Genomic DNA, 13,389 nt, shown 5'->3' on the forward strand with positions numbered 1-13,389 from the left:
TAACAAATTATACAATTATTTTTATTTCTTCTTTCTTATTCAGCTGGACTGACTTTTTCTGCTTCAACTTGCCAAGCTACTGTATTCTCGCTTGTTCTGCCGCCATATTTCTTTTCCCAGTAGTAATAGACGGGTAGACCTGTTGCAACAACGATTAAGGCAGCAATCATGCCTTCAATCGGAGCCCAAGTGAATGTACCCCATGCAAGCCAAGCGGCACCCAGAATTGCCAGCATCGTAGTCGCTCTCCACATTGGCATGCGATAAACCGGTTTATAATCTCCTCTTTTACGGCATTTGTAAACCGCAGCAAAATCCATAATATTAATAAGTAGTTGTATAAGTGTGAAATATCCTAACAAAGCAGTCAGGTTGCTGAACATAACTAGAATACATGCATAAGTCACTTGAACAATAATCGAGAAGCTAGGCGTTTCGTATTTTGGATGGACTTTCGCAAAACGTTGAAAGAATAAACCGTCTTTTGCCATCGCATATTCCAAGCGCGGCTGGAACATGATGCATGAGCTCAAAGATCCCAAGATCACAATAATGGCGGTAACCGCCACAAATGACGAAGCAATATCAGACAGTCCCGGTATAAACTTTACAGCGTCTGACAACGCCGCATTGGAAGCAAGAAGACTCTCGAAAGGCATTAATCCGATAACACAAATCGCAAGCAAGGTATATAAAGACATAACTATTAAGATGGAGGAGATTAGGGCACGCGGGAGGACCTTGCCCGGGTTTTTGAATTCCCCTGCCATAAAGCAAATTGCGGCCATTCCTGTGTAAGCCCAAGTAGTTGCAGATACACCGCCGATTAAACTTGTTGGCCCCGATCCAGAAGGAGGTGTATATGAAAAATTCCCAGGATTCATATACATTAACCCTAAACCGATAACAATCAAAAAGGGAACGATTTTAACCACTGTAATAATAACCTGGAACAACCCTCCTTCTTTGACACTGCGGTAATGAATAGCAGTAATAGCTAAAATAATGGCGATGCCAAGCAACTTTCCAGGCAGACCATCGAAAAATGGCAGAAACGTCGATATATACGAAACAAGCGCTAACGCCATAATTGCAATAGAAGGAGGATCTAAAGCCCAAAATGTTGCCCAGCCATACAGGAAGCCTAAAGGCCGCCACCCGGCTTTGTTCAAGTAAACGTAACCGCTTCCATTTTGCGGATAGGCAGTTGATAATTCGGCCAATACCATAACTTGTGGAATGGCGATCAGCCCGCCTATTACCCAAGCAAGAATTGAAAGTGAAGGGCTTCCAGCAGCACGGGCAACATCTCCTGATGATACAAAAATACCCGATCCTATTGTCGTTCCGACCGCAATTGCTAAAGCTGCCCAAAAACCAAGCTTTCTTGTTAGTACGCCATTGTTCATACGAGTTCCTCCAAATGGTTAGATTCTAAATTCTTTTAATTTTATAAGGGAGTTCATAAGTGCGGTTTGAGGATCTTGATAATAAGCCGAACCCATTATTTCCAAGGTACAAATTCCTTCATATCCATGGCTATGAAGGCTTTTTAAATGCTCTCGCCAGTCTTGGACACCATCGTCCAAAGATAAATGGGCATCACTTTGGCCATCCCCATCTATTAAATGAAAGTGACTCAACTCGGGCAACATCGAAAAATAATCATCCGGCGTTTCATCAGCTAACTGCATCGCCACTGCATCAATCATTCCTATTAACGAAGGCGATTGGATTTTTTCTATCATCTTTTTTAAACCTTTGAAGTTGGTAATTAGATTAGATTCAAAACGGGTTAAAGGCTCTAAAGCAAGCGTTAGCCCTTCCTTCTCAGCCACTCTAGTTAATTGATAGATAGAGTCACTTGCGTATTTCCACGACTCTTCTTGTGATACAGAAAAATCCCCAATTCCTGAAGTGACCAACATTTTATCGGTACCCAATTCCAAAGCTGCATATAAGTTATCTATGAAATAATCAATGCTTATTTTTCGCCAGTGGGAGTCGGAAGCCGCAATATTATACGGATAAACGCATTGTTCTGGAGTATAGCAGACAATTTTCAAGCCTCTGGATCGTATCTCTTTTTTCATAGTTCTAATATCTCCAAGTGCGTTTCGATAAACAAATAGATGAGGCTCTCCAGCCCATAATTCAATATTTTCAATATCCAATCGTTTCATAGACTCTAAAAAATAAAGAAAAGGAAAATGCTTAAAGGTAATATTCATTCCTGCGACATGCAAATAGTTCACCTCCTTCATGAAAACGTTTTATTTGTTATGTCTTGTATTATAATTTAACAATACATTAAAAACAATCTAAATTTTAAGAAATTTCAATAAAAAGATGCTTTTCTCTGAACCAACTGAACCCCAAATTGGAGACACTTTAATAAAGTGACCATATTTGGGGGTTTTTTCTATTTTTAAGCCTTGGTATACCAAAGATATCTAAATCGGACGGGAGCCTAAAATAAAAAAAAGCATAAATTTTCCAAAAGGAAATTTTATGCTTTACGTCACAGACAATGTATGAAATATATGATTTCGTAATATGGGACGGCGGGAGTCGAACCAACCGTTTCACAAAACGCTTTAGTATAAGTGTTTGCAGAGGTTTATATCATCTTTTAAAATTTTTGACTACGTTTTTGACTACGTTAAATAAGAAATAAGGTTTGCGGGGGCAAATAAAACCAGTTAACTTGTTATTACCAGAGCCATAAACTATTTAGCTTTTCTTAGACAATGTTTTGTTTAAAGTTAGTGAGTAATATTAAACTTTCAAAAATCTCCATCTACACTTTCTGTGTCATCAATTAATCCATACGGAAGTCCCTTTGTTCCATCTCCGTCAAATTTGACTATTACATCATCTTTATTCAGATACTCTGGATCACCATTGTTGATTACAATTAATTGTATTCTATCTACTTCCTCAACTTCTTCATTTTTCGATTCTTTAAAAATTGAGATAAAGTATTTTATTATTGAATTAAAAATAGCTTCATCTTTAAATTCATCTACAACTTTAGCATCAGCACCTAAATTCTTTCTTGGTGAATCGATAATTAGTATCCCCGGATGATTTTTATTTTTAGATTTTAAAAGAGCAATTGATAAAAAATATGCCATGGTGGTCATTGTAACTGCTCCGCCACTTCCTAGTTGGTCATATTTTATATTTCTTACATAAGGCAGATAATCTTTTTCTTTAATGTAGGCATCAGAAAGTTTCGGAAATGAAAACTTTTTCAAGATATCTTCAAATAACTTACTAAGATTTTGAATTATACCTTCTTTTGTAATATTATCTCCTTCAATTTCCTCTATTCTTTTAATAATGTCTTTTAAATTTGAATTTTCTATAGAAATATTATCTTTGATTTTATCAAATTGATTTATTAAATTTAAATCTTTTTCTAATTGATCAATATTATTAATTAGAATACCAATTTCATAATTAAGCTTTCCAATTTGTTCAACATATGGACTAATATACTGTTTGCGTAAATGTTCAATTTCTCGCTGCATATCTTTCAACTGTAAAATAATATCTTCTTTTTCTTTTTCTAATGCCACTAATTGATTTTGCTGCTTTTCAATAAATCCTAACAAACTGTTACTCTTGATTTTAATTCTTTTAAGTTCACTTTTAAAAGCTTTAGTTTCTTCATCTGATAAATCTTGAAATTCACTTCCACATAAACCGCATCCGTTTTTTTGTGCAATTTCATTTAAACATGAAGGACAAATTTCAAAATCAACACTATTTAGTATTACCGCACCTTCAATAATAAATTCTATTTTTTGTAAATCACTTACATACTGATTTCTTAGTAAGCTCAATTTATCTATATACTTTTTCTTTTCAGTTATTTTAGTGTTTATTTCAATTATTTTATCTTTTAAGTGATGAATGAGATCCTCTAATTGTAAGGTATAGTCATTATTATATGTTCCTTTTTCCTTTAGCCCTGCTAGTTCTGCAGACTTATCTTCCACCATTTTTCCTAGATGCTGTTTTTCAATATAATATCTATCTCTCTCTAACAATTTAAAATCTTTAAGAAATTCATAGATACCTTCTTGTTTTTTCATTAGTGAACTTATTTCTAGATTTTTTTCTTTTAATTGTTGTCTAAGCTCTCCTAATAATTCATCATATATACTAAAAATAATTTCAAATGTTGGCTTTCTCTTTAAATTAGGTCCATAAGTCTTCTCCATTAGTAAGTTTTCAGAATCAATATTAGACTGACTTACATAACAATACTTGAATAGATCTCTAAAACTAAAATCTTGATTAACTACTTTAATATTAGGCAATCCTAATTCATTTAATAGAAAGTAAGATAATGACTTTTTATTAGAGGATATATCAATCTCTAGAAGAATAAATTCTTCATTAAAAGCATCCAATTCATTATTCCACTCAAAAAGCTTAACGGGCCTATTAAAATCAAATAAAGGTCGTATAATTCTGAACTTTTTTTTCCCAATAAAGATTACCAATTCAACATCTTTACAACTTTGTCTAATTTCAATATAAGACTTATGGTTCTCGCTTCCCAAAGCATAGTTAATCATTTCTGCAATGGAAGATTTACCAGTAGAAAGAGGACCAGAAATAAAATTTAACCCTTCTTTAAATTTTATCTCATAATTTTTTCTAAACCCCTTCAATGTTAAGCTTTCTAGAAAAATCTTATTTATCATAGATTAATTCCTCACTGAATGATTTCTTTATTATTGTTTCTTCTATTTTTTCATCGCTTAATATAGATACATTTTTCTTTACGTAATTTGCGATTATGTGAAGTTGATTAGAGTAGTCACTCTTTAAACTTAAAATAGTTTCAATACCTTTTCTCGTTATGAAATATATAAAATCATTTTTTATTATTTTCTTCTCTATTAATCTCTTACTCAATAAATATCTAAGGAAAAAATTATATAAATCTCTATCAGGCTGCCAATGGTAAAAAGAATAATATTCGTTAAAGTCATATTTTTTTTTAATTATTACCTCATTTGAAATCATAGTTTTAGGGAATTTCATATAAAAATCCAGCAACATTATTTTATTGATGTTCATTTTAAAAGATTTTTTTGTTTCGTACTTAGAAAGTAATATTAATAACCTTGTTGAATTTAAGATTAAATCGCTATTTACTTTATCTAAATCTTTATTCATCTACACTGCCTCTTTCTTTTAAGTAGTCTCGCACCCGTCTCTCATAGTCTCTTACCCACCCTAGTTTCCCTTCATCAGAAAGTTGATGCAGAAGTCCTTTTTTAACAACTAGAGAGAAGTTATCATCTCCTTTTAATGTAGTTTCACTCAAATCTTCAATTCTTTGATATACATCAGATAATAAAATGTTCCCATCTATTTCATTAAGATATGATCTATGGAGTGTTTTCCAAACACTTCGTACATTAGTCTGCAATGATTTGAATTTTTTAATCTCATTCCCAATTTCTTTACTTCCAATAGAACTTTTAGCAATTTCAGCATTAAAAAATTCTTGTTGACAATCTTCATGATCAAAAATATTCGCAGATTCTAACATAGCAATGAACCTACATTCCGAGTAGTCTATACTATCTTCCATTTTATATATTTCATATTTGTCATACATAATAGATTCTTCAATTTTTATATTTGCTGCTGTTATTATATCTTCTATTTTTGCAATACTAATAGCTCCTAGTGAAATTGCTTTTCCTTTTGCATTATTTTCAGTTAAAATAACCCCCACTAACCTTTTATTAATAAAAAGCGGTGAACCTGACAAACCAGAAAAATCCTCAATATTGGAATTGTGATTTAAATCTATATCCCAATCATATGGTTGTGCCATTTGATCAGTAATCCTTCTGCTAACAGTGCTTAGTATCCAATTCCCCGTTGCCCATTTTGTAGATGGATAGCCAAAGATTTCATAATTATCATCTTTATTTACAGGATGATTATAAAATACACAGTAAAATTCACTGTCTATGTTTCTTACTAGCTGTAAAATAGTTATAGGAGAATGTGGCAACCCTTCTACAGGTACAGCTCTTACTTTAATAGGAAAGCTATCTAAATTCATAAATTCTAAAACAATTTCATTATTTGGATAATGTTTTTTAATAGCATGAGTAGCAGTTATTGCTTGGTTATTACTAATCAAAAATGCTGTAGCCTTTTCTGGACCACAATTTAATCTACAAATAACTTTTTCATAAATTTGACTTCCAACTATATTCATGTTATTCCACCTTTATTCCTGAATTGCCATAAGAGATAGTTATGGAATTTTCCTGGCTAGGATAAAAAACATTAAAATTATATATTTCCTTGTTATGCTCATCATTCCAAATTTGATCTTGAAAATAATTAAACACTATGTTCCTTTTTTCTTTACTCTGTCTACATACTATCTTTGCAATCGTTTCTTTATCTGGATGCTTATTTCTCCCACCATTAGTTGAAATTAGGTATATATTTGAGTCTATAATTTCAAGTAACTTTTTGCTTGTATTGTTCTTACTACCGTGATGTGAAACTTTTATTAAATCAAAAAATATGTTTGAATCTTCTTCTTTCAAATTCACCAATTCTTCTTTAATTATTGTGTGATGTGAATCTCCAAGAAATAGCATTTTCCTACCTTTATATTCTAAAATGAATGAAATAGAAGAACCATTTGCTACTGAGGAATCATATGTATCCTTCATCATTAAATAATTTCCTAAATCCTTTTCTTCTTGTTTAAAAGATATTTCTTTAATTTCTTCATTTGCCTCTTCTTCGTTTTTTTCCATTAAATAAAACTCATAAGCATCATCAAACAATTTATCATTAGTTAATTTAAAATCATGCTTTAATTTTTGCAGTTCATTCAACCAATAATCTTTTAGCTTTTCAAGTTTTTTATTATTAGGTGACAACATATAAATTGATGTATCTGCATTTAGCTTAATGTATTTCTGATTATCATTACTTATCGCTTTTCCATTAAATTTATTATTCCATTTATATTTTCCTTTATATAATAAAGCAGCTAGCGAGGATCCTTGTTCCGCACTTATATCCTTATCTTCATTGGAATCATGACTTATTTTTGTAGTTGCCTTTGTTATTATATCTTCAAGTATGTATTGTTCTTGCCATCCCAAATCTGTTGAGTTATCTAATATATCTGCTTGTAAATGTCTATAGCTGTTATGCCATACTTCCTCAATATGGATTATTATAGGGTTATCTGCGGATTCGTTTTCTTTAAATAATTCTAAAATTCCTTCTATATGGTCTGAATCTATATGTGAAACTACTACTAATGAAAGTTTTTCACCTTTTTTAGACATTTCTAATAATCTCTTTTTAAGATACTTCTCATATGTTTCTTTAAAACCACCGTCTATTAAAATATGTGTTTGAGGGGAATTATCTCCTAAACTTATTAATATACAATCGCCCTCTAATGAGGGAAATGCTTCCACCTTTATATGACTCAATTTGAACACTACCTCCCTAAGCTAACCAATTATATTTCCTGTATTGGAAATTATATACATACAATTATATTATAACTCCCACGTTTATATTTTCTATATTTTTTTTACTGAGTAAATATTTGATTCCTTAACATTGATTATTTTGTTGAATGCTTTATCTACTTGAAGAGATATACTATTGTTTCAATCAGATTAAAACCGCCCATAATCGATGTTATGAGCGGTAAGATAGCACAATAGTACTATTTATTTATCTTTTACATTTACTGTAATTGTATTTATTTCGTTGTTTAGATTTATAGACAGTGTCTGTTTAAGTCTTGATTAGGAGTAACACTTGGTAAAAGTCAATATTATAATTCTAGTATGATAAAATTAGTTAATTTATTTTAAAGAGATAACTTATTTTTATTATTGCTAAATCTCAATTATAGGAGGTTATGAAAATGGAGAAGGAGAAAAAGGAAGGTAAAGATACGAACCTAACATCAAAGAAAACAACAAAACAAACTGCAAGTAAAAAAGAGATTCAGGAGATCTTTAAAAAAGCAGTAAAAACTCATGGCAATACATTAGAGAGACTAAGCAAGAACTAATGAGTTGATGCTCCAACAAGAAATAATATGTAATTCATCCAAGTAACAAAACCGGGATATTCAACAAGAGTTCAACTCCTATCAAACCCCCTAACAATATTAAACAACGATTTAAAAGTATTTTTACTAAGTAAGGAAACTCGAACAATTACTGTAGAAATGATTTTCTGTTTACTAAAATTGTCGTTTTGTATCACTTGGAACCAATCTTAATGTATAAATCAAGGATGGAGACGGTTGGGGAGTCGAACCGTCATCTCCTAATAGGTTGTAATAGCAGTATTTATAAGGATTGCGATATCTATTAAAAATCTTTGACTACGAATGCCCAAAAAAACGTTGCAGGGGCAAGTTTTTTTATTAAGATTAAATTTTCGATAATGATTTGTAAATTTCGTAATTAAACCTTTATATATATTCATAACCGAAACTAAAAAACAAAAACAGTTCCCCTTAAAAGAATCTATTATTAGTGGTTTTGATTAATAATTGTAGAAGGCTGGATATTACATTGCATCGAGGTCAAAATTCTAATTACTGGAAATAATTATGTTTTTAAACTTATTATTACCTTCTTGTGAAAGAATTTATTAACCAAAAACACACCAAGTTAAATTAAGAAGTCTAGTTGTGCAGCAACAATCAGCTCTTTGAAATAATACAACTCTAATCATGATACTTTTGTTTTAAGATTCTCTAATGCCCATACCCCTCCCTCTCATCCACTAAATACAACGCCTCTTGCCTTTTCTTCCGATAAAACGTCATCTTCTCCAACCGCTCATTCAAATACTCCTGCAGCGCAGAATCCGTACAAAATACAAAACACCCCTTCTGACCACGCGTCATTAATGTCCGATACGTATTACGAATAATAGGATCTGCCAATGCATGCGCTGCCTCTGGATCTTCTTTAGCAATCTTTTTAATTCCTTTTAAAGATTGGTCTGTCTTGGCACGCTTTGTGTAATCTGTGATGATTTGTCCATTCTCAAAGCGCATGTCATCGCCGATAATGACGCCTACATAGTCAAACTCCAATCCTTGGGCGGTATGGATACAGCCTGCTTCTCTAACTGAAGAGTTTTCAATAGCCCAGGTGTTTTCGATGTTCCAGCTAATACCAAAGTTATGTACAGGAATGGCGATGTCGTGATGATTGACGTCCTGCCGATTTTGCTTTGGCCATTCCCAACAATAGCCAGCCATAACACGAGATTTGTTGTTTCTTCTATTAAGTTCTTCAATTTCAGCAAGCATCTCATTTGGGTCTTCAAAAAGCCTGATGTCATAATCCATCCCTAGTTCATGCATATTGGCTGTATTTCTTATCTGCAATACATCATCCAACCAAGCGATATAGCCGTCTGAACCATCACAACGGAACTGGGATGTTAAACCACACGCAATAATGTTAGCTTTGTATTGCTCAGCATAGTGTTTTATCAAATCGACACTTCCAATATCACTTAGTGTGACCTTTTGGTTTTCATCAATAAAAAATATTGTGAATTTTGAGCCCTTGATTAGCTCCTTTACTTGGTTTTCACCTTTATTCCGAAACATGCCGGACTTCTCGTTCAACCGATGTGCTTCATCTACAATCAGTACGTCAAATTCATTTTCTTCTACTTCTGTAAAACTACCGGATCCTTTAAATAAATTATCAATATGCGTCTTTGTAAAATCACCTTTCAGTTTTGTAGAGTAAATATTGCGAGGAGCAGAGTTTTTTGTTACATACATTGTTACGAGTCCTTGGTCAATTAGTTTTACCAATAAGTTAATGGCAAGAACCGATTTTCCTGTGCCAGGACCCCCTTGCACTATCATGACTTGTTTTATGCCATTTTTTACACTATCCATCGCCTGATGAAGTGCTTCTTCAAAGAATACTTTTTGTTCGTCGATCATAATGAATTCTAAATTACCTTTTAACATGCTATTTAATGAGTCTTGCAAAGATTTTGAGGGACGAATTTTCCCATTTTCAATTTGGTATAGAAGTTGGTTCCGGTCCCCTTTTTTAATGAATTTCTTAATAAATGAACGTAGTTTTTCAATTTCACCCTTTGTGAATACAGGTGCTTTTTCTAGATGATCCCCATAATGGACATCCGTCAAAGGATCATTTTCAACCTTTCGATAGTTATGCAGGTATGCACAGGGCTTTAATTGGATTTCTTGTTGTTGGACATTTACATTAAAATCCTCAATCATCGCTGCATAAGACCACGCTTGATAGGATGGATGCGTCGTTTCTCGATTCGCTTTACCAACAAACGTTTTGACGATACCATCTCTAGACGCAATCTTTTCAACACTTTCCCATTGTTTTAATTCCACAATGACCACATGATCTTGAATTCCATCGTTTCCTGCAATTAAAAAATCCACACGCTTCGATGTATTAGGAATATTAAACTCGATTGCAACTGATGCATCATTCGGGATTTCCCTGTCTTGCATTACATTTGACATCTTTTGCAACGAGTTCTCCCAGGAACGAATCTCATTCTTAGATGTCCGACCAATTTTCTCCTGAAATGAATTGTATAAGCGGTCTATGAGCAATTCATTTACAATATCTCCTACGAATTGTTCTTTTGTAGATTCATAAATTATCATTTGTGCACCAGCCTTAGTCTTTTAGGTCTCTATCTATGAATGTGTCATTTATATTCATATCAACATGATAAATTAGCTCCATAATTTAGTTTTCTAATCAATACAATTTTACCATATTTAATAGATAGTTGCAGGAAATAATTGTAAATGGATATATAAGGAAACTCACCGGATTTAGCTTCGCTTTGATACACTTTACTATTTTGTAGATATCCTTATGCGCCAAATTGCACTTACCTGTTTTCCAGGGGGCACGATTATTATGCTACTTGTGTAGATTTTTTAGGGATAAGACAGCCATGCTTCAACCAATTTGCCATCCTTTAGCGCGATAGGCTAACTCCTATATGTTCTAATTGCTTCTCTTGCCGATAAAGACGCAGCCCCTCTACGTATTTTCTGCTCATTAAATAAGCCATTGCCGATAGCGAAGCTAAACTTCCGCGATACATTGGGGCAGGCATTTTCGCTGTGACAATCTGTATCTTTGTCCCTTTATTAGTATTAATAAAGCACTTGGACAAGGTATTTCACAAAGGTTATAAATAAAGCCTACAAAGACCGATACAAGCCGTACAATTAAAATGGATGAAGCTACAATGGTCATTTTAAAAGAGTGGAAGAAGCAGCAACGTCAAGCGCATTTAATGCTAGGCTTCAATGTCATGCAGAGAAATCAATTAGTATTCAGCAATACTAAAAATAGCTTTATTCAGCCAGCTAAAACGAATGATTAGCTGAAATCAATTATTAATAAAAATAGTTTACCTGCTATTTCAACACATGGATTTAGACATACGCACTGTTCTTGATTATTTGAAGCTGGTGCTACAATAAAATCTGTTCAAGATCGTTTAGGACATTCTTATGTAAAGACGAAGATGGATGTTTATGCGCATGTTACGGCTAGTGCGAAAGAAGATGCCATTAAAAAGTTTGAAACTTATCTAAGTTAATATATTTAGTAAAGTGCGAGATTTATTCAATCGTCGCACTTTCTATTTAAAATAATAAATTGTTTAACAGTTTAAGCATATATTTATCAATAGCTGGATAATCTTCTTTTTTTCTTAAAGATATTAAATAAGAAATATCATCTGCATCAAGTACCAATACATATCCTCTACCGTTGTGTGCTATATCTTTGCATGTCCGAAGCGCCTTATCTTTATTTTCTATTTTTCTACAAATTAGAATTCCAAACTCTGAATGTCTATTAAACCTTCCACATAATTGATCAAAATCAGGATTTTTTAATTCTCCAGTATAATTTTTACACTCAACAAATATTACTCCACTTTTAATATCAAAAAGGGCTTTTAAAGAAATAAAAAAACCTTCTCCTAATTGATTATTAAATATAATATCAACACGTTTTCTTCCATCATTAAGATTATACTGTTTTTCCCCTAATATAAGTTGATGTCCAAAAATATACTCTAATGCTTCGAAAGCACGGTCTTCAAATATATATGCACCATCTTTCCCACTTTGAATCTCACTTAAATCCAAAGTTGGTACGCTTTGCTTCAGAAACGTCTCATCCATTTCAGAATTTTCATTTAAGTTTACGTTAGCTTTATAAAGATCTAAACTATTCGACTCACTATTATCCATGATATTCCTTTCATCAAAATCGAATAAAATCAGTAATTCTTTTGCAACATGGTAAGCTAAAGTTGGAGGAAATGCTATGCAGATTTGTCTTAGACGTGACCTTTCATTTCCCTCAAAAACATATTCTTTTGGAAAGGATTGAATTAACCCTATCTCTCTTGATGTTAGTTTCTTCAAATAAGTATTAAAATCTAAATAATAATGCATGTTTGACACTATAGCATTTGAAACTCCATTTAAATTTAAAATCTTCGATCGTCTATTATTTAGAATTGGTGCTACAGTAGAATTATTTGATAAATCTATATCGCTTAGAATTTCACTCAAAGTTGTTGTGTTTGTCTGCGGTATTGGGAATTCATATCTGACATTAGTAAAGTCACGCTTTACACCTATAACGACTAACCTCGACTTATTTTGAGGAATATTATAATTAATAGTATTAAGATTTTGATAAAATACGTTATAACCTAAATTCTCCAACGACATTAATAGTTCATCAAACTGACTATTTTTTTTATAACTCCTAGATGGTTTAACACATTCCAGCACTATACTCTTCGGCTGCTTAAAACTAATTATTTTTAGAATGGTATCTAGGTACTGTACACTAACATCATTCTGTACATTTCTTGTTACGCTAAAGCTAGGAGTTATAATAGAAGAAATTATTACATCTGAATCCGGCAATTCATTCGGATCGAGTTGAAATATATCTGTATTGTAAACATTAGCATCTATGTTTTTTTTATATGTATCACAACTAGCTTTATCTCTATCTACTCCTAAAATAACTTTAAATCCAGCAAGCTTAAATCCATAATCCATTCCACCTGCCCCACACAATAAAGAAACTACCGTTGGTCGATTTCCATTCATACTTAACACCTCTCTACACTAAGAATACAAGAAATCTATATTTCACACTATATAAATTTTAACTACGTTTTTAACTACGACTGAATGCTATTAGATGAAATTCAATGACAAAAGAAAAAAGCCAAAACCCTTGATATATAAGGATTTTGACTTTATCT

10 protein-coding genes and 1 pseudogene are annotated in these 13,389 nt (G+C 32.4%); 2 read left to right on the forward strand and 9 right to left on the reverse strand.

Annotated features, from left to right (window positions below):
- Positions 1-35: 35 nt before the first annotated feature.
- The 6 genes from ACQCPR_RS14150 to avs1a form a co-directional block, all read right to left on the reverse strand.
- Positions 36-1,409, reverse strand: a complete 1,374-nt coding sequence (locus ACQCPR_RS14150; RefSeq protein WP_090566848.1) for an amino acid permease — start codon at positions 1,407-1,409, stop codon at positions 36-38.
- 18 nt (positions 1,410-1,427) lie between these two features.
- The gene (locus tag ACQCPR_RS14155) at positions 1,428-2,246 is read right to left on the reverse strand and encodes a TIM barrel protein (RefSeq protein ID WP_427137321.1); all 819 of its coding nucleotides are present in this window, start codon (positions 2,244-2,246) and stop codon (positions 1,428-1,430) included.
- A gap of 540 nt (positions 2,247-2,786) precedes the next feature.
- Positions 2,787-4,721 carry an AAA family ATPase gene (locus ACQCPR_RS14160; RefSeq protein ID WP_427137322.1) on the reverse strand — a complete coding sequence of 645 codons (1,935 nt, stop codon included), beginning with the start codon at positions 4,719-4,721 and terminating at the stop codon, positions 2,787-2,789.
- Positions 4,711-5,199, reverse strand: a complete 489-nt coding sequence (locus ACQCPR_RS14165; protein ID WP_427137323.1) for an ABC-three component system middle component 2 — start codon at positions 5,197-5,199, stop codon at positions 4,711-4,713. Before ACQCPR_RS14165 ends, ACQCPR_RS14160 begins: the two co-directional genes overlap by 11 nt.
- Positions 5,192-6,262, reverse strand: coding sequence for a hypothetical protein (locus ACQCPR_RS14170; protein WP_427137324.1), 1,071 nt, complete (start codon positions 6,260-6,262; stop codon positions 5,192-5,194). The genes ACQCPR_RS14165 and ACQCPR_RS14170 overlap by 8 nt, the downstream gene beginning before the upstream one ends.
- A gap of 1 nt (position 6,263) precedes the next feature.
- Positions 6,264-7,511, reverse strand: a complete 1,248-nt coding sequence (avs1a, locus tag ACQCPR_RS14175; protein ID WP_427137325.1) for an AVAST type 1 anti-phage system MBL fold metallo-hydrolase Avs1a — start codon at positions 7,509-7,511, stop codon at positions 6,264-6,266.
- A 446-nt stretch (positions 7,512-7,957) separates the two neighbouring features.
- On the opposite strand from avs1a, the gene ACQCPR_RS14180 reads away from it, so the two are divergent.
- Positions 7,958-8,107 carry a hypothetical protein gene (locus ACQCPR_RS14180; RefSeq protein WP_427137326.1) on the forward strand — a complete coding sequence of 50 codons (150 nt, stop codon included), beginning with the start codon at positions 7,958-7,960 and terminating at the stop codon, positions 8,105-8,107.
- Between the two features lie 696 nt (positions 8,108-8,803).
- Here the strand turns inward: ACQCPR_RS14180 and ACQCPR_RS14185 are convergent.
- Positions 8,804-10,735: a DNA/RNA helicase domain-containing protein gene (locus tag ACQCPR_RS14185; protein ID WP_427137327.1), complete on the reverse strand. Its 1,932-nt coding sequence runs from the start codon at positions 10,733-10,735 to the stop codon at positions 8,804-8,806.
- Between the two features lie 326 nt (positions 10,736-11,061).
- Positions 11,062-11,214, reverse strand: a pseudogene (locus ACQCPR_RS14190) (IS66 family transposase); the annotation flags it as partial.
- A gap of 105 nt (positions 11,215-11,319) precedes the next feature.
- Between ACQCPR_RS14190 and ACQCPR_RS14195 the strand changes: the two are divergent.
- On the forward strand, positions 11,320-11,472 hold the full coding sequence (locus ACQCPR_RS14195) for a hypothetical protein (protein WP_427137328.1): 153 nt from the start codon (positions 11,320-11,322) through the stop codon (positions 11,470-11,472).
- A 265-nt stretch (positions 11,473-11,737) separates the two neighbouring features.
- On the opposite strand, the gene ACQCPR_RS14200 is transcribed toward ACQCPR_RS14195, so the two are convergent.
- Positions 11,738-13,231, reverse strand: coding sequence for a DNA cytosine methyltransferase (locus ACQCPR_RS14200; RefSeq protein ID WP_427137329.1), 1,494 nt, complete (start codon positions 13,229-13,231; stop codon positions 11,738-11,740).
- Between the last annotated feature and the right edge of the window lie 158 nt (positions 13,232-13,389).

Source organism: Psychrobacillus psychrodurans, assembly GCF_050209195.1.
GTDB classification, from domain to species: Bacteria; Bacillota; Bacilli; order Bacillales_A; family Planococcaceae; genus Psychrobacillus; species Psychrobacillus psychrodurans.